Here is a 16,952-nt window from a genome sequence, read left to right on the forward strand (position 1 = left end):
CATGAGTGTCCGCCCCATCCGTGCCGACGAGTTCACCGACTGGCACCGCCTCTTCTCCGCCTACGCGGGGCTCTTCCGAGACGGTGTGAGCGAGGATCACGCGGCGCTGGTGTGGGGCTGGATCACCCGGGGCGAGCACCAGCTGCACGCCCTGGTGGTCACCGATGATTCGGATCGGCCGGTCGGTCTGGCGCATGTGCGCTGGATCGCCCGGCCGCTGGCCGGCGAGATGGGCCTCTATCTCGAAGACCTGGTGGTCGACCCCGCAGTGCGCGCACAGGGCCTCGGCCGTGAGCTGCTGGACGGGGTGGCCGAGTTTGCCCGCGCGGGTGGCGCATCCACGGTGCGCTGGATCACCGCACCGGACAACACCCGGGCACGTGCGCTCTACGCGCAGGTGGCCGAGGAGGCTCCGTACATTATCTACGATCGGTTTGTGGAGGTGGGCAACTAGCATGCAGCTGGGTACTCGATGGGCTTTCGGCGCGGCGCTGCCCGCCGCTCTGCCCACGCCGGCCGAGGTGCCGGTGCGCGAGGTTGAGGCTGTCCGCCAGCTGGCGGTCGCGGCAACGGAACTCGCAGGCTGGCGCTGGACCCTCACCTATCTGGAGGGCCGCCCGCACCTGGAACTGGAGGACGGCACCCTGCTGGTCCTGAACCCGGACGGCAGCGCCGCGAGCGTCACCGAGCCGGGCACCCCCGATCCCGACGACGACTGGTAAATCGGACGATCCTCGACCGATGCCGGGTCTCCCCGTGGCTCCGGAGCTGGTCTAGTGCCCGCATTCCCGCGAACCTCTGCCTGGCTACTCCCATCCCCGACCCGGACCAACACCCGATCCACCCCGCCCCTCCGCCTCCGCACCACCCCAAGGAGCCCCGTGATTCCGCAGCCGCTGCCCCACCGAGAGGATCCGGTTCCGGACACCCCGTTTGGTCTGGGCCTCCAGCACGTCCTGCTGGCGATGCCGCGCGGCGGCGAGGATGACGCCCGTGCGTTTTTTGGCGGCCTGCTCGGCCTCACCGAAATTCGCAAGCCCACGGTGCTGATCGCCCGCCGCGGCGTGTGGTTCCGCGGCGACGCCCTGGAAATCCACCTCGGTGTGGAAGACCCCTTCCGCCCGGCCCGCCGCGCCCGCCCCGGCATCATGACCCGGGACCTCGACCTGCTGTCGATCCGCCTGCGCGAGTACGGCCTCCCGGTGGAAATGGACGAGTTCTTCCCGCCGTACCGCCGCCTGATCTCCGAGGATCCGTTCGGAAACCTGCTGGAGTTCGTGACACCGCGGGTCTAGCGTGCAAGACAAACAGAACGCCCGTGGGATCCACCGATCCCCCGGGCGTTCTGCACCGGTTGCCTAGACGATCAACGTGCCGCCGTCCACAACCGAGACCGTCCCGGTGACGAAGTCCTGATCCATCAGGGCGAGGAAGGCCTTGGCCACGTCCTCGGGCTCGCCCACCCGGCCCATCGGCAGGCCCACGGCGGTGCCCGCATACATGGCCTCGCGATCCTGCTCACTCATACCGTTCCAGAGCGGCGAGCGGACCACGCCCGGCGCGACCGCGTTGACCCGCAGCGGGGCGAGTTCCACCGCGAGCGAGCGCACCGCGGAGATCGTGGCACCCGAGGCGGCGGATCCCAGCAACCAGCCAGGTCCGCCCCGGTAGGCAGCGGTTCCGCTGGTCAGCGTGATCGACCCTCCGGCCCGCAGGTGCGGGACCGCGAGGCGAACGGCGTCGAGGGCGTGGAACAGTCGCAGTCCGAAGAACGCGGCCGCCTTGTCCGGGGTGAAGTCACTGAGCGGAACCGCGGCGAGGTTTTCGGCGGCGGTGTACGCCAGGTGGTCAAATTCCCCCACCAGGTCGAAGAACGCGGAAACGCTCGCGGAGTCCGCCGCGTCCACCGCAGAGCCGGTCACCGATTCGGGAAGTTCGGCGAGGGCCCGGCGCACCGATTCGGGGTTGCGGGATCCGATGAAAACCTGCGCTCCGGCGAGCGCCGCGGCGCGAGCGGTGGCCAGGCCGAGGCCCGAGGTTCCGCCGAGGATAACAATCTTTGAGGTGTTGTTTACTGTCATGTTTCTATGCTCAATCCTGTGGGGTGTGGGCGTCCAAGACCCTTTATGCGTGTGTTGATACCTGGGCGGTATCGCTCGAGGTGGGGGCGGTCCGGGGCCGGTCGAACAGGCGCACGATGCCCGCGATTACGACGATCGCGATGCCCACGACCGCCACGCCCGCCCAGCCGTCGACGCCCCAGGCGAGGGTGGCCAGCGCGGTCCCGATGACTCCACCACCGAAGTATCCGGCCATGTACACACCGTTGGCGCGACCGCGCTCGCTCGGGGCGATCACCGCATAGATCACGTGTTGATTGGTGACGTGGATCCCCTGCACCGCCACATCCACCAGCAGGATGCCCACGATCAGCGCCGCCAGGTTGGTAGCTCCGGCGCTCAGGGCGACCGCCCCGATCAGCGCGACCAGGATCAGCAGCGCGGTCCGGGTTCCGGCCGAGAGTCCGCGGATGCGCCCCAGCAGGGTCGCGCACAGGGCACCGGCCACACCGAGCAGTCCAAACAGCCCGATCACCGCCTCGGAGTAACCATAGGGTGAGCGCTCCAGCAGCAGCGCGAGGGTGGACCAGAGCAGGCTGAACAGCGCAAACATCAGCGCACCGTAGAGCGAGCGGATGCGCAGCTCGGGATGGGCGCGGAAGATCCGCACGGTCCCGGCGAGGATCGCCGAGTAGCGGGTGCCGGGCGCGGCCGGCCGGGCGGCCCCGCCGAGGACGCGGAGCAGCACCGGGATCAGCGCCACCATCAGGATCGCCGCGCCGATAAAGACCGGCCGCCATCCCCACGGAGTCGCGATCAGCCCGGCCACGGTGCGGGCCAGCAGGATGCCGGTGAGCAGGCCACCGATCACCGTGCTGACCACCCGCGGGGCCGAACCGGGGGCCGCCAGGTTCGCGGCGGCGGGCACGATCACCTGGGCGCTGAGATTCGTGATGCCCACCACGGTGACGACGATCCCCAGCACCACCGCGTTAGTGGACAGGGCCAGGGTCACCAGCGCGAGCGCCTCGATGCTCAGCAGCACCGTAATCAGGGTGCGCGGGCGGATCAGGTCGCCAAGCGGCAGGATCAGCAGGATCCCCAGCGCAAACCCCAGTTGGCTCGCGGTGAGCAGCACCTGCACGGTGGATACCGCGATCCCCAGGTCGGCGGCAATGGTGGGAATCAGCGGCTGAATGTAGTAGAGGTTCGCGGCTATCAGGCCGGTGGATACCGCCAGCAGCGCGGTGCCGCGGGCGGTGAGAAAGGAGTGGGACACGGGGTGCCTTTCGGATGATCAGATTCGTTCATCCCCAAGATGCGCCCGGGCGCACCCGTCCGTCCAACACCCTTCTCCCTCGCTTCAATACCCTGCGGGTATGAGCGGCTAGGCGTCCATGACGGATACCCGCTCGGCGGTCAGTGTGCCCACCTCTCGCTCGGCGATCTCGCTCAGCGCGGTGAGCACCGGAGTCTGCCGATCTGCGGGGATCGCCAGCCCGACCCGGCCGGCCGGCAGGTCGCTCACCCCCCGACTCGCCACGTCTCCGCGGGTATAAAACGCCGCGGTGGACGCGGGCAAAATCACGATGCCTCGCCCGGCGGCCACGTACTCCAGTTTCTCCTCGACCGTGTTCACCACCGGCAGGCCGATCCGATCCAGCGAGAGCGCATTCGGACGCACGGTGAGTACCGCGTCGCGCCATTCGGGTACCGCGTCGGGATCCTGCAGGAGGTTCTCGGCGGTGAGCACGGCGAGGGTGATCTCCTCGAGCTCCAGCAGTGGATGTCCGGTCGGGAGGACCACCACGCGGGGTTCCTGCAACAGCTCGGTCACCTGTAGGCCACGACGCGGCACCGGCAGACGCACAAAGCTCGCGTCGATACCGCCGTCCAGCAGGGTCTCGACCTGGGTATCCCAGCCGGTGCGCTGCACGTCCACGGTGAGCCCGGGAAACCGCTCAACCAGGTCGCGCACCACCGAGGTGATAATCAGGCCCGGCATGAATCCGATGGTCAGGTGCGGTCCCTGCCGTCCCGCGGTGCGGGCCCGGCGCTGCAGCGCGGCCGCTCCGGCCAGCAGCGCGCGGGCGTCGTCCACCAGCGCGGTCCCGGTTTCGGTGAGCCGGGTGCCACGGCTCGACCGTTCAAACAGGGTGGCCCCCAGCTCCCCCTCAAGCGCGGTAATCTGCCGACTCAGCACGGGCTGCGCGATGTGTAGCTTTTCGGCCGCGCGCCCGTAGTTCAGCTCCTCGGCCACCACCAGAAAGTAGCGCAGCTTGCGCAGGTCCAGGTCACTCATGCTCGGAGTCTACTCCGGAGGAGAGCACACACCGGCGTGCGAGGTGCCCGGTTGAAAGACAGGGGTGATCGTGGAATTACCGGCCGCGACAGCACGGGTGAGGTCCGCCTTGTCCGCGCGGCGCGTGTTTGGTCGTCCGGCTGCGCCCTAATCAGAGTCGATCGGAAGACCGACTGGCGCTGTATTCCAGGGCGTTCGGCACGGTCTTGTGCCAGGTGGACTCGGAGCATCAGAAAAATAACACCCATCCGGCTAGAACTCCGCGGCGGCCCGCCGGTAACGTGCCCGACACGGGAGACACACGGTCCCCGAACCCAACGATTGGAGCAGGTCATGGAACTCAGTATTGAAGAGCCCCAGGAAGAACGGATCGATTTCGCCGTCCTCTACGGCGGCAAGACGTTCTAGCCCTACCCGAGGGGTATCGGATTCCTTCCGGTACCCCTCGCCCATCTCGAAAAAGGATTCTGAATGTTGACCGTAGCCCCCGTTCCGCACTCACCCATTTCATTTGGAGTGGTGAAAACAATCATCGAATATCTGGGTGTCTCTCCGGAGCATCACAACGACGTACTCACGCAGAGCCTTCGGATCCTCTACCCTTTGGATTCTGATCTTGAACGGGCCGCCCGTGCGCAGACGCAAAGCCTCACCGAATCGGCAACCACGGATGAGCAGATTCGGTTCTTTCAGCACCAGCGCGCCAGGCGCAGCTTCATCAGGGTGGCACACTCAATTGATGAAGAAGTGGGGCCCATTTCGATCCACGTTTCGAATGCGAATCTCCTCGATATCGCCAGCCGCGAGTTCCTGACGGTTGCCGTTCGAGTCTGCAACTGGTCGGTCACGATGGAGGATAGTACCTCACCACAGGCCTGCAGTTATACGCCCGGGGAATCGGAGCAGCATCTCCTAGACCTGTTAGAAACGCTCCCAAATGGCAAAGCTCAGGATGAGATCCTTTCGCTGGCATTCGAATACATCCATGTGGGAGATGCTTGGACGGCCATCGAACTGGGCCGATGGGTTCAGCGGTTCACGCACTCACCGAGGCTCTGGAACCTCCTTGCGCTGGCCCACGCGATGCTCGGCGAAACCATCGAGGCCGAGTTTTACTACGATAGATGGTCGGCAATGGGAGTCCCCATCGATGCGGCACGCGCGCTCTATGGGAAGGCCATGCTCGCTGTCCGCCATCATCCCGATGGACTGAGGGACATCGATCTTGGCGCGCATCTTTTGAACACGGCCCTCGAACTCATTCAGACTCTCCCCGCTGTCGATCGAAAGATGGACCTGGTCGTCTTCGATGAGGTGTTCAACCGCAATGGGTTTGCCCTCGTTATGTTTCGCCGCGGAGATGTGACGGGTGCAATCAGCCTCCTTCGATGGGGCATCGATGCGCTGACGTCCACATCTGAAAAGGTAGCTATTCACCGAAGCGTACTCCTCTACAACCTCGCCCAGTGCTATCAAAAGATGGGGGACCTGAACTCGGCAATTGACACGTTCCGCGATCTCATCTCGGTGGATCCGCACATGCCCGAGTACCACCTGGAAGCCGCCAAATGTTATGCCCTGAACGGGAACCTGGGTACCGCGTTAAAGGAGTGTAGACAGGCCATTCTCCTCGATGATGCGCTGGCGCAATCGTGGCATCTCGCGGGTGTTTACGAGGGCCTAAGCGGCAATCACGATGCCGCCACCGCCGCACATCGACAAGCGTTCCGCCTTGATCCCGATACCCCCGGATACCTGACCGATCTAGTTTATGGTCTGGTCTTAACGGGAGGATTCGACGAGGCGGCACGCTACTCAGACGGCTGGGTGGACTCGGGGGTATCGACACGGGAAATTGAGCGCAGGGCTTCGCTTTCGGCCGAGATAGCGTTGCGTTTGGGCCAGCCCGACCGGGCGCTGAATGCGCTAGATCACGCACTTGAGTTGCGCCCTCAGTCAACGCATCTGCGTGGTAACCGCGACCAGGTGCGCCGGCTGAACCGATGAAACTGGGCATCCGCGGGCAGCTTGGTATCTTCAGCGCATTGTTTGCGGCCGGCATGTGGATGTCCAAGATCGCTCAGCCCCTCTACTTTGAACAGCGCGGTGCCCTGGTCGCGTTTGGTATCGGCTATGCCGTGATGGCCGTGGCGGGCGGGTTTTCTTTCATCTGGGGTGTCACAGCCGATCGTATTGGCGGCCTCTGGTCGGTGCGCATCGGTACCGCACTTTACGGCATTGGAATCGCCGGCCGTATCTTCACCGATACCGTACCCGTGATTGTGTTCTCGGCAATTTCGGGCGTAGGTGCCTCAATGGCGATGGTCGCGATTCGCCCGTGGGTGCGGTCCACTGTGACCCAGCAGGAGATTCCGCGGGTCGTTGGCGCCAGAAACCTCGGTAATCAAACCGGGGTGCTTATCGGGACGGTCGGAGCCTCCGCCATTTTTGCCCTTTCCCTACGCGGGAGCGTCGAGCCTGCCGCCGCACTGATCATTGCCCCCGTCCTCATCGTGGCGGCCTTCATCTGGGTCTTGGTGTGCCCGGTGGTAACCTTACCGGGAGAACCCGTTGGCGCCTCGACCGGCCCTCACCAGGCACCTCCAGATCGTCGGGGCAGATATCTAGCGCTGCGACTCACAATGATTGGTCTGCTCTCGGGCTTCTACATCAGTTTGACGGTTCCGTATCTTCCGCTCGTATTCACCGATAGTGGGGCTTCGGCCTCCCAATCGGCGCTGGTGATCGGAATGATGAGCGTTGTACAGATGGGGATTTCCTGGATACTGGCACGTAGAAAAGCCGGTTTTCGCCCGCTTGCGCTCTTTATCGTGTCGGAAATCAGCACCGGATTGCTCACGCTTGCCGCCGTGCTTGCACTGGGTCTCGGACCGGGCCTCCTTGCCGTTATCTTTATCGCGCGCGCCGCCTTTGTGTCGTTGGCGGTGGTGGCCGAAGAGACAATCCAATACGCGGTCATGCCACGCGAATCCGCAGGTTTTATGTTTGGTATCTCCCAGACCGCTTTTCTCGTAGGGGACGCGCTCGGCGGAGCGGTCGGCGCTCCGCTCTGGATTGCTGGGGGAGCGGCCGGGCTCCTCACTACAGCCGGCATCATCACACTGGTAAACGCACTGGTGCTGCCTCTGCTGCTCAAACGCATGATTCCGAAACGTTAGCGGGGTGGCCGGCATGGCAATCACGTCAATCTTCGAGGAAGACTCGCTTGTCCCCATCGCGCTCACGTCCGATGCGCTCTACCTGTTTAGTCGTTTGCGGGGAGAGCTCTTCCGTACCACCAGCACAGGCGAACCAGCCGATGGACCTTATGAACACGTTTCCCTCGCACCACTCACCTCGCCGTTTAGCCTGCCTGGGCACGGGGCAACCTACGACATCGCACAGTCTCGGGGTGTCACGGCGGTCAGCGAGTATGTGTATTCCGATCGGGGATTGATTTTCACCCGAAAACGCTGGCATCGATCACCGTCTATCGAACACCATCGGTTTCTCGCACCGATACCTTCGCCGACTAAATCGGGGATGTACCTGCTGTATTCGCCCATTTCCGTTCCTGGACAATACCTACTCCTTGACGTGAGTAACGGTAATACGTTGGAGACTCCGTCCGCGATCGGTATACCCCGATTCGTATTTTCCGACGGATCCATTCTCACCGAGTCCGCTCGCGAGCGATGGTCTATTTACGACGCCGGGCTGGTAGTCCTGAGTGGAAAAGGGGCCCCTGTCTGCGCCGCAAGCGACTTCGCGATAGTGAGGCAGGCGAGCAAAGAGGGTGATGGGTTCGTCCTCGTGCGGCACTCGGGTCAAGTGCCGCTTCACATGGGCGGCGGGTGGGTTATTGTCTCGGCCGTGGCATCGAACTCGGTCGTCCTAGCCTATGCGGTTCATCCCATTCTGGGTCAGCGGGTTTTTCGTGCGAATCCCGACACCATGACATTTACGCCGTGGTTAAGCGGCGGTGGGACGTCCGAGCTGTTCTCGCTGGGCGCGCACTCCACTCCGATAATTCGATGCACGGGGGTTGCCAGTGGGTCGCGCTGGCGAACCCCGGATGTCGAATACACCGGTATTTTCGCGCCGCGTGAGGATCTTGAAATCCGCAACGTCATGGTTGAGGGAATGCCCTGCGTGACTCTGAGACACCGTACGGAGACCGCGACGAGGCTGGTTGTATCGCTTCACGGCGGACCCGACAGTCACGAGCTCGATGATCTTCGCTACGGAGGGATGTACCGCGATCTCCTGGACGTCGGATGCGAAATTCTGATCGTGAACTATCCGGGTTCAAAGTCCCTGGGAAGGGGGCTTCAGCGTGTCGCATGGAACAATTGGGAATCTTCCGCTCGGCGGGTCGCTCGTGCCGTGGCACGGCTCACCTCCGATCGCCACCATGTTCAGGTGTGGCTGTTTGGGACCAGCTTCGGTGCATGGATGGCGCTCCAAATTGCGTGCCACGTGGCGATTGACCAGATTATCGCTCTCTCCCCGGTTCTGAACGTCGTGGAGCACCTTGATCGGCACCGAGACACGGATCAGGATTTTCGAATCTGGGCGGAGCGGCGTTTTGGGGATCATTATCGAGATCGGGGTGAGGGACAAAACCAAGTTTTGGCTTGCCCCTCGCCCGTATGCGTCCTAGTCCCGGATTCCGATGAGATCGTTTCCCCGGACTCCACGATCGCTTCGGTTCGTTTAGCCCAGGACGCGGGAAGACGCTGGGATCTCTGGATGTTGCCCGGCACACATTACCCACGCCGCGCGGGGGACGCTACAATCCGTTGGGCTGCCCTGCGTCGCGCCTTTGACGTTCGGACTCGGGGAGCACAGGGTGATCAGGGACACCCGCGAGGGTGATTCCGTCGCCGGAGTCCGAACGGCTACGCGACCGCCAGGATCTCTCCGTGCGGCATCGCGTACCAGCCGGCCGGGTCGGCGACCCAGGCGGTCCAGGCGTCGGCGATCTGCTGGATCTGGGTTTCGGTCGCGATGCCCTGGCTGATTGCGTCCGGCCCCCAGTTGGAGGAGGACGCGCGCTCGGCCCAGGCACCGCCCCACCACTCGCGCTCATCGGATTCGGAAAAGCCCCACACCGATGCGGTCGCGCGCACCTCGGTGAAGCCTGCCTCCAACGCCCAGGCCTTGAGGAAGCGGCCACCGTTGGGCTCTCCCCCGCCGGAACGAGCGAGTTCCTGATAGACGCGCATCCACTCATCCAGGCCGGGCAGGAGTGGATACCAGGAGGCGGATCCGTAGACCACATCGCGCGCGGCGACGATGCCGCCGGGCTTGGTTACCCGGCGCATTTCCCGCAGCGCGGCAACCGGGTCACCGAGGTGCTGGAGTACCTGATGGGCGTGCACGATGTCGAAGGAGTTGTCCTCGAAGGGCAACTCGTACGCGCTTCCCGCGAGGAAGTGGGCGTTGTCGATGCCGAGTCCGGCCGCACGCTGGGTAGCCTGCTGGGTAACCGATTCGGAGGCGTCTAAACCAAAAACATCGCCCGGAAATACTCTCTGGGCGATGTCTGTGGTGATGGTTCCGGGGCCACTTCCTACATCGAGGACGCGACAGCCAGCAAGCAGATACGGGGAAAGATAGGCGGCCGAATTCTCGACCGTCCGCCACGAGTGAGTGCGAAGAACACTGGGGTGATGCCCCAGCGTGTACCGTTCCATACTTGCCATAGGGCCAGCCTAGGAGTCGAGGCTGAGGGCCCCTGACCGTGTGACGGAATCACGCCCGTTCTGCCGCGTGGCGCAATTACGACCATGATTCCAGACCCCTTTTATGACGTTTTGGATGTCATATTCATGGTTTCCCACGGCAAAACGAAACCTGGCGATACCCGGCGTCACACTTCGGTTTCTTTATCTGACTCCCAGGTTTCGGCGCGTACCGTGGCCGCCACCTCGCCCCACTCGGTGCGGGGTGATCACCACGAAGAAAGGAATTGCCATGAAAAAACTCCTCAGAAACGGCATCATTACGGGTTCCCTCGTGACCGGGCTGCTCCTCACGGGAGGCGCGCTCGCACCCGGAGCCTTCGCTGCCGGCACCAGCACGCCCGACGGCGGAGGGAATTCCACGCAGAGTAACGACAAACCGCTAAAGATCGAACACCCCGGCGGCGGAACGTGGAATTGGGGTGTCCTGTTGGGCGACAACTGGTCGTACTATCTACACGGGTCCAAGGTGCATTCCGCCGCAGTAGAGGGTGACAACGGTATCGAGCGATCGGGCTGGCAAGCATCAGGTAAGTGGGCGAAAGCGAACGCACCAGATAGCGACATTTTTCGTACTGACGGGGCTTGGTGGGACGTTCGGTGAGGTTTGACCTGCCGCAACGGGGGCTCCGACTGGGCTATTCACTCGCTCTGGTCGGAGCTCTTGCGGGAGTGTTCGCAACACTCGTCGTCATGGAGGATCGCACGGGATCTTTGGGCTGGGATTACGCCTTCAAAGTATCGTCAACTGACATCGGAGAGACTCCCACTCAATCCACCTACGACGAGCTGCGCAGGGCAACAGAGACGTACGGCGTGAACATTGGGAGGTTTCGGGTAGATACCGAACATCCCGCTAATGCTCGGGTGTTGGAGTTACTCATCGGAGACACGAACAGCGCGCAGGCGGAATGGATACGCGCTGGCTATCCTCAATTCGGCTTCGGAACGACGATCGCGATACGTGATTTTGATCCCGCGGCCATCCAGAACCTGGCGGGAGATTACATCCTCAGTGGTAATGAGGCTGGTCTCAAGGAGGTGCTCAATGTTTTCGAGGAAGCCGGATTTGTGACGCAGAGTTCCGATCTGTCTAACCCCGTTTCATTTGTGCTCTGGCTTTTGACCCAGGCGATGGCGCCCGGCCTCATCTCATTGGCCCTCCTGAGTGTTCTCCTTACTGTGCTTGGTGCGCTCTCCTCAGTCCGTCGTTACTCCATCAGCCGTTTACACGGCACCGCGATAGTTCGTCTCCTCGGACGAGATCTAACGGGTATATTTCTCGTTTTCTGGCCTGCATGGATAGTGGTAATTCTTTCCCTCACCGGAATGGTGATCTGGAGTAACCGCGGCAACCAGCTTGCGCTCTACATCGAGATATCCGCGAAATCGGTTCTTACCTCATGGGCAGTGCTCGTGTTTTGTCATGCTGTTGCTATTTTCATCGCCGCCCGAGTTCCGATTCATCGCGCAATCACCGGACGTTCCCTCGCCCGAGGTTCGTTACCAGTCCTCTCGGTAGTCCGAGTAGGTGCCCTGATCTTTGCTCTCCTTTTTACGTTCCCGCTCGTTGAGAATCAAGAAACTCAACGCGAACAGGACAGCGCTATCGATCAGTGGAAGCAATACCCCGATGCCAGCTTCATCAACATCAGCGCGACCCAATCGCCCAGAGAGTACGCCGCGTCAACTCTTGCGCTCGGAAAAACTCTGCGGGACATCGTCGACGACGGCGGAATGATACTCGCGACCCCCATAGAGCTAAGCCCGAATGCTCAGCCCACACGTGTTCTTCGTGTGAATCCGACTTTTCTCACTACTCAACGCATACTAGATGAATCAGATTCTACGGTGATCCCGGATCTCCAGCGGGCAACACTTCTCATCCCCGCAGACAGGTGGGCAGAACGTGAGAGCCTGCTTGTCGAGGCTCGGGCTGAAACCTCCGCAGACCACAATCCGCAAGCACCAGGCTCGGTGCCGCTCGCTAATTCCATAGATACCATCGCGGTGAAAACACAGCCAGGACAGTCTGTATTTACGTTCGCTTCGCGACCGAGCAACACATCTCCAGCAACTCTGGTCGATCCCATAATTCTGGTCACTCCGGTAGCGGCCGGTGCGCTCTCGTCCGACGACTATGCAGCCGTGGCCTCGCGCGGCGAAGTGTTGGCGCTCAATCGAGATGCGCTTCGCACAGTGCTCAATACGACGGAGGCCCGCGGCCTCATTCGCTCCTACGAACCGGCCGGCGAAACCGCGCGGGTGGAGCGTGAGCGTACCGCGCGTGACCTCACCGGGGCGGTGTTCGGGACGATCGCCGCGCTCCTGGTCCTGATCGGCGGGGCGCTGGGTACCGCCGAGTTCACCACGCGCAACCGCTCGACCGAACTTTTTGTCCAGTTTGCCTCGGGATGGCGGTTCACCAGACGGTTCCGGCGACTCCTCATCGGTGAGGTCATTCTTGCCGTGGCCGGGCTCGGGATCCTCGTGGCAGAGATCGCCCGGCGCTCACAGTATCGCAGCAGTGACCCAGTCGAACCCTCCATGCTCCCGATCTTCCTGGCCGGCGTCGCCGTGGTTATTCTCTCCTCCGGCGTCCTGATCGCCGGACTCCACCTGTTCCCCACCCGCAGTCGACGCACCGGAGGTTCCGATGACTAGCCCCGCATCACTCACCCTGCACGATCTGAGCAAGCGCTACGGCGAACGCGTGCTCTGGCATCAGCTCTCCGCCGAGGTTGTGCCCGGGGAGCTGGTCGCGGTGACCGGTCCCAGCGGCTCGGGCAAATCCACGCTCCTCAACGCGATCGGCCTGCTCGAACCCGCAAGCTCGGGACGGATCACCGTCGGCGAAGACGACCTCACCCGGTTCGGCCCCGGCCGCGCCCGCCGGTTTCGCCGAGACGTACTCGGCTACCTCTTTCAGAACTTCGCCCTGGTCGGCTCGGCCAGCGCCGCCGCCAACATCCGGCTCGGACTGGTGCGCTCCCCCGGCCGCAAAGTTCTCGCCGCGCGCACCGCCGCGGCGCTGGACCGGGTGGGGCTGGGCGGACGCGAGCGCACTCCCGTGTACCAGCTCAGTGGCGGGGAACAGCAACGGGTCGCACTCGCCCGGCTGATCGTCAAGGATCCGCGAATCATCCTCGCCGACGAACCCACCGCGTCCCTCGATGCGGGCAACGAGCGGATCGTCCTCGACGTTTTGCGCGAGCGGGCGGCGGCCGGCGGCATCGTGTTGATCGCCACCCACTCGACCGCGCTGGCGGCCGCCTGCGATCGCACCCTCGTTCTTACGCCGCCATAATCTGCGGGAAAACGCGCGGCGGGCGACCTACCGAAACCGGCAGGTCGCCCGCTCGCTCGGCCAACGGCCAGACGCCAGCAGCTAGACGCTAAAGGCTAGGGGCCGTAAGCCATTAGCCAACGCCAATAATCTCGCGTCTAGAGCCCCGCGCCCGAGGGCGAAACCAGGATCTTCACCGCGGTCTCGTTGCGGTTGATCAGGGTATCAAAGCCCTCATCGATCAGCTGATCCAGCCCAATCTTGCCGGTGATGAACGGCTTGAGGTCGATCTTGCCCGACTCCACCAGCGCGATCGTGTCCGGGTGGTTGCCCATGTAGCCGATCGTGCCACGCAGGTCGATCTCCTTGACCACGAGCTTCTGCAGGTCCACGGTCGCCAGCTTGCCCCAGATCGAGACCACCACGATCGTGCCGCCGGCCTTGATCGCATCCACCAGCGTGTCCAGGACCACGTTCACCGAGGTGCACTCGAACGCAACATCGGCACCGCGGCCGTCGGTAAGCGCCTTGACCTCCTCCACCACGTTGACCTTCGAAGGGTCAAACGCGTGGTCGGCAACCCCGGATTCCAGAGCCTTCTGACGGCGCAGCTCGCTCAGCTCGGAGATCACCACGGTCACCCCCTTGGCCTTGAGGACCGCGGCGGTGAGCAGACCAATCGGGCCGGCCCCGCCGATCAGCGCCACGTCGCCCTCCTGCGCACCGCTACGCACATAGGCGTGATATCCCACCGACAGCGGCTCGATCAGCGCGGCCTCATCCAGGGGCACGTTGTCGGCGATGGGGTGCACCCAACGACGCTCCACGGTGATCTTCTCTCCCAGCCCGCCGCCACGGCCGCCCAGGCCGATGAAGTTCATGTTCGGGGTCAGGTGGTAGTTGGTGCCCGGCTCGGTCGAGTACTGCGGGTCGATAATGTAGGGCTCCACCACAACCTTCTGGCCCACCTCGATATCGGTGACGCCCTCGCCCACCGCATACACCACACCGGACATTTCGTGACCGAGCGTGATCGGAGCCTCCTCGCCGGAGATCGGGTGCGGGTGACCCGCCGGCGGCACAAAGATCGGCCCATCCAGATATTCGTGCAGGTCGGAGCCGCAGATTCCACACCAGGCCACATCGATTCCGACGGTCCCGGCGGTCACCTCCGGTACTGCAATTTCGTCGATTCGAATGTCACCGCGGTCGTAGAAACGTGCTGCCTTCATGGGATGCTCCTCACTCGTAATCCGGATGGGAGGGATCGCCTCCCACCAATAACTTTACGCTCGTTATGTATTGAGTTCCAGGGCTCCCCCGGCGTGCCGAACAACCATTTTGAGCGCGCCGTAAACTTCCGGTGAACACGTCAAAAAGGCCCGTCACGCGCATGTCGTGACGGGCCTTTTCGGCGATGGCTCAAGCTGAACTATGCGGACTTCTCGCGCACGCGACGCTCGCGCACCACCAGGGTCGGGGCGGCATTTTCCACCACGGTGGCCTGGGTGATGATGACCTTGCCCACCTCGGTGGTGGAGGGTACCTCGAACATGATCGGCCCCAGCACCTCCTCCATGATGGCGCGCAATCCGCGTGCACCGGTCTTGCGCAGCACCGCGAGATCGGCGATGGCTTCCACCGCTTCGGGCTCAAATTCCAGCGCGACACCGTCGAGCGCAAACATGCGCTGATACTGCTTGACCAGGGCGTTCTTGGGGACCGTCAGAATCTCCACCAGCGCATGCTGGTCCAGTGGCGTGACCGCGGTGACCACGGGCAGACGACCGATGAACTCGGGAATCAAACCAAACTTGTGCAGGTCTTCGGGGAGCACCTCGGAGAACCAGTCGGTGCCATCGGAATCGGCGTGCAGCGGGGCACCAAAACCGATGCCCTTCTTGCCCGCGCGGGCCGAGATGATCTCCTCCAGCCCGGCAAACGCGCCGGCCACGATGAAGAGCACGTTGGTGGTGTCGATCTGAATGAATTCCTGGTTGGGGTGCTTACGTCCACCCTGCGGCGGCACCGAGGCGACGGTGCCCTCCAGGATCTTCAGCAGCGCCTGCTGTACACCCTCACCTGAAACATCGCGGGTGATCGAGGGGTTCTCGGCCTTGCGGGCGATCTTGTCGACCTCGTCCACGTAGATGATGCCGGTCTCGGCGCGCTTCACATCGAAGTCGGCGGCCTGAAGCAGCTTGAGCAGGATGTTCTCAACATCCTCACCCACATAACCCGCCTCGGTCAGCGCGGTGGCATCGGCCACGGCGAAGGGCACGTTGAGCTGCTTGGCCAGGGTCTGGGCCAGATAGGTTTTACCGCAACCAGTGGGGCCGATCATCAGGATGTTGCTCTTGGCGATCTCCACCTCATCGGCGCGATCCTCGGCGCTGGCCAGCGTGCCGCCGGCCTGAATGCGCTTGTAGTGGTTGTAGACGGCCACGGCGAGCGCCTTCTTGGCACCCTCCTGGCCGATGACGTACTCCTCAAGGAAGTCAAAGATTTCACGCGGCTTGGGCAGGTCAAACTCGGGAGTCTCCTCGGTGCCGGCCTCGGCCAAACGCTCCTCGATGATCTCGTTACACAGCTCGACGCACTCATCACAGATGTACACGCCGGGACCGGCGATCAGCTGCTGCACCTGCTTCTGGCTTTTGCCACAGAAGGAGCACTTGAGTAGATCAGCGCTTTCACCGATGCGTGCCATGATTCCTCCAGATCCGGGTTACCCCCAAGGTTACCGTCACCTTGAGCCTAGTCGAGGCCACCGACGTCGTGTGTCCGGCCCCGCCGCATTCCTTCACGACCGTTATGGTCGCGGAATGCACGCGAGGCGCGTGTTGAGAATCTCAGCACGCGCCTCGCGGGTAAAGCAGTTGCTACGCGGTAATCGCGAGCGGGTTCTTGCGGCTCTCCAGAATCTGGTCGATCAGACCATATTCCAGCGCCTCCTGAGCCGAGAGGATCTTGTCACGGTCGATGTCCTTGTGGACCTCTTCCACGGTGCGCTTGGTGTGACGGGCAAGGGTTTCCTCAAGCCACACCCGCATGCGGGCGATCTCGGCGGCCTGGATCTCGATGTCCGAAGCCTGTCCGCCACCCTGGCCCACGGCCGGCTGGTGGATGAGGATACGGGCGTTCGGGAGTGCCAGACGCTTGCCCGGGGTACCACCGGCGGTCAGCACGGCGGCGGCCGACGCGGCCTGGCCAAGCACCACGGTCTGCACGTGCGGACGGATGTACTGCATGGTGTCGTAGATCGCGGTCATCGCGGTGAAGGATCCACCGGGCGAGTTGATGTACATCATGATGTCGCGGTCGGGGTCCATCGACTCCAGCACCAGCAGCTGCGCCATGATGTCATCGGCCGAGGCGTCATCCACCTGCACGCCGAGGAAGATGATGCGGTCCTCGAAGAGCTTTGCGTACGGGTCCTGACGCTTATAACCGTAGGCGGTGCGCTCCTCGAAGCTCGGCAGAATGTAGCGCGAGCTCGGGCTCTGCAGCATCGAGCCGCCGGCCTGGAAAGTAGGGGTCTGCATATTCTCTATCCT

15 protein-coding genes are annotated in these 16,952 nt (G+C 63.1%); 8 read left to right on the top strand and 7 right to left on the bottom strand.

The features are described from left to right. Position 1: 1 nt before the first annotated feature. The 3 genes from D9V34_RS11110 to D9V34_RS11120 all read left to right on the top strand — a co-directional run bounded on the left by D9V34_RS11110 (position 2) and on the right by D9V34_RS11120 (position 1,295). On the top strand, positions 2-454 hold the full coding sequence (locus D9V34_RS11110) for a GNAT family N-acetyltransferase (protein WP_121688862.1): 453 nt from the start codon (positions 2-4) through the stop codon (positions 452-454). Position 455: 1 nt separating this feature from the next. Continuing rightward, complete coding sequence (locus tag D9V34_RS11115; RefSeq protein ID WP_121688863.1) at positions 456-722, top strand: hypothetical protein; 267 nt, start codon at positions 456-458, stop codon at positions 720-722. 159 nt (positions 723-881) lie between these two features. After that, complete coding sequence (locus D9V34_RS11120; RefSeq protein WP_245601221.1) at positions 882-1,295, top strand: VOC family protein; 414 nt, start codon at positions 882-884, stop codon at positions 1,293-1,295. Positions 1,296-1,358: 63 nt separating this feature from the next. Here D9V34_RS11120 and D9V34_RS11125 read toward each other — a convergent pair whose 3' ends face one another. The 3 genes from D9V34_RS11125 to D9V34_RS11135 form a co-directional block, all read right to left on the bottom strand. Beyond that, positions 1,359-2,081: an SDR family oxidoreductase gene (locus tag D9V34_RS11125; protein WP_121688864.1), complete on the bottom strand. Its 723-nt coding sequence runs from the start codon at positions 2,079-2,081 to the stop codon at positions 1,359-1,361. Positions 2,082-2,124: 43 nt separating this feature from the next. Beyond that, the gene (locus tag D9V34_RS11130) at positions 2,125-3,339 is read right to left on the bottom strand and encodes an MFS transporter (RefSeq protein WP_121688865.1); all 1,215 of its coding nucleotides are present in this window, start codon (positions 3,337-3,339) and stop codon (positions 2,125-2,127) included. 108 nt (positions 3,340-3,447) lie between these two features. Then, entirely contained in the window at positions 3,448-4,362 is a 915-nt protein-coding gene (locus tag D9V34_RS11135) for a LysR family transcriptional regulator (protein WP_121688866.1), read from the bottom strand. A 471-nt stretch (positions 4,363-4,833) separates the two neighbouring features. Between D9V34_RS11135 and D9V34_RS11145 the strand changes: the two genes are divergently transcribed. Beyond that, positions 4,834-6,369: a tetratricopeptide repeat protein gene (locus tag D9V34_RS11145; protein ID WP_121688868.1), complete on the top strand. Its 1,536-nt coding sequence runs from the start codon at positions 4,834-4,836 to the stop codon at positions 6,367-6,369. After that, entirely contained in the window at positions 6,366-7,541 is a 1,176-nt protein-coding gene (locus D9V34_RS11150; protein ID WP_121688869.1) for an MFS transporter, read from the top strand. Before D9V34_RS11145 ends, D9V34_RS11150 begins: the two co-directional genes overlap by 4 nt. A 1,722-nt stretch (positions 7,542-9,263) precedes the next feature. Here D9V34_RS11150 and D9V34_RS11160 read toward each other — a convergent pair. Continuing rightward, on the bottom strand, positions 9,264-10,070 hold the full coding sequence (locus D9V34_RS11160) for a class I SAM-dependent methyltransferase (RefSeq protein WP_220700582.1): 807 nt from the start codon (positions 10,068-10,070) through the stop codon (positions 9,264-9,266). A gap of 244 nt (positions 10,071-10,314) precedes the next feature. Between D9V34_RS11160 and D9V34_RS11165 the strand changes: the two genes are divergently transcribed. The 3 genes from D9V34_RS11165 (at position 10,315) to D9V34_RS11175 (ending at position 13,416) form a co-directional block, all read left to right on the top strand. Next, positions 10,315-10,713, top strand: coding sequence for a lactococcin 972 family bacteriocin (locus D9V34_RS11165; protein WP_183091957.1), 399 nt, complete (start codon positions 10,315-10,317; stop codon positions 10,711-10,713). Between the two features lie 89 nt (positions 10,714-10,802). Beyond that, positions 10,803-12,773 carry a hypothetical protein gene (locus tag D9V34_RS17575; RefSeq protein WP_147441689.1) on the top strand — a complete coding sequence of 657 codons (1,971 nt, stop codon included), beginning with the start codon at positions 10,803-10,805 and terminating at the stop codon, positions 12,771-12,773. Beyond that, positions 12,766-13,416: an ABC transporter ATP-binding protein gene (locus D9V34_RS11175; protein WP_121688874.1), complete on the top strand. Its 651-nt coding sequence runs from the start codon at positions 12,766-12,768 to the stop codon at positions 13,414-13,416. The genes D9V34_RS17575 and D9V34_RS11175 overlap by 8 nt, the downstream gene beginning before the upstream one ends. Positions 13,417-13,553: 137 nt before the next feature. On the opposite strand, the gene D9V34_RS11180 is transcribed toward D9V34_RS11175, so the two are convergent. From D9V34_RS11180 to D9V34_RS11190, 3 genes are all read right to left on the bottom strand, one after another. Further along, the gene (locus tag D9V34_RS11180; protein WP_121688875.1) at positions 13,554-14,627 is read right to left on the bottom strand and encodes a 2,3-butanediol dehydrogenase; all 1,074 of its coding nucleotides are present in this window, start codon (positions 14,625-14,627) and stop codon (positions 13,554-13,556) included. A 200-nt stretch (positions 14,628-14,827) separates the two neighbouring features. Then, entirely contained in the window at positions 14,828-16,105 is a 1,278-nt protein-coding gene (clpX, locus tag D9V34_RS11185; RefSeq protein ID WP_121688876.1) for an ATP-dependent Clp protease ATP-binding subunit ClpX, read from the bottom strand. A gap of 172 nt (positions 16,106-16,277) precedes the next feature. Then, entirely contained in the window at positions 16,278-16,940 is a 663-nt protein-coding gene (locus tag D9V34_RS11190) for an ATP-dependent Clp protease proteolytic subunit (protein WP_030143854.1), read from the bottom strand. Between the last annotated feature and the right edge of the window lie 12 nt (positions 16,941-16,952).

The organism is Mycetocola lacteus, assembly GCF_003667575.1.
Taxonomy (GTDB): Bacteria; Actinomycetota; Actinomycetes; order Actinomycetales; family Microbacteriaceae; genus Mycetocola; species Mycetocola lacteus.

What these genes read in the sequence shown, in the direction of transcription:
- D9V34_RS11110 (WP_121688862.1), top strand. Translation starts at nt 2, where the DNA reads ATGAGTGTCCGCCCCATCCGTGCCGACGAGTTCACCGACTGGCACCGC.
- D9V34_RS11115 (WP_121688863.1), top strand. Translation starts at nt 456, where the DNA reads ATGCAGCTGGGTACTCGATGGGCTTTCGGCGCGGCGCTGCCCGCCGCT.
- D9V34_RS11125 (WP_121688864.1), bottom strand. Translation starts at nt 2,081, where the DNA reads ATGACAGTAAACAACACCTCAAAGATTGTTATCCTCGGCGGAACCTCG.
- D9V34_RS11135 (WP_121688866.1), bottom strand. Translation starts at nt 4,362, where the DNA reads ATGAGTGACCTGGACCTGCGCAAGCTGCGCTACTTTCTGGTGGTGGCC.
- D9V34_RS11145 (WP_121688868.1), top strand. Translation starts at nt 4,834, where the DNA reads ATGTTGACCGTAGCCCCCGTTCCGCACTCACCCATTTCATTTGGAGTG.
- D9V34_RS11150 (WP_121688869.1), top strand. Translation starts at nt 6,366, where the DNA reads ATGAAACTGGGCATCCGCGGGCAGCTTGGTATCTTCAGCGCATTGTTT.
- D9V34_RS11160 (WP_220700582.1), bottom strand. Translation starts at nt 10,070, where the DNA reads ATGGCAAGTATGGAACGGTACACGCTGGGGCATCACCCCAGTGTTCTT.
- D9V34_RS17575 (WP_147441689.1), top strand. Translation starts at nt 10,803, where the DNA reads ATGGAGGATCGCACGGGATCTTTGGGCTGGGATTACGCCTTCAAAGTA.
- D9V34_RS11175 (WP_121688874.1), top strand. Translation starts at nt 12,766, where the DNA reads ATGACTAGCCCCGCATCACTCACCCTGCACGATCTGAGCAAGCGCTAC.
- D9V34_RS11180 (WP_121688875.1), bottom strand. Translation starts at nt 14,627, where the DNA reads ATGAAGGCAGCACGTTTCTACGACCGCGGTGACATTCGAATCGACGAA.
- clpX (WP_121688876.1), bottom strand. Translation starts at nt 16,105, where the DNA reads ATGGCACGCATCGGTGAAAGCGCTGATCTACTCAAGTGCTCCTTCTGT.
- D9V34_RS11190 (WP_030143854.1), bottom strand. Translation starts at nt 16,940, where the DNA reads ATGCAGACCCCTACTTTCCAGGCCGGCGGCTCGATGCTGCAGAGCCCG.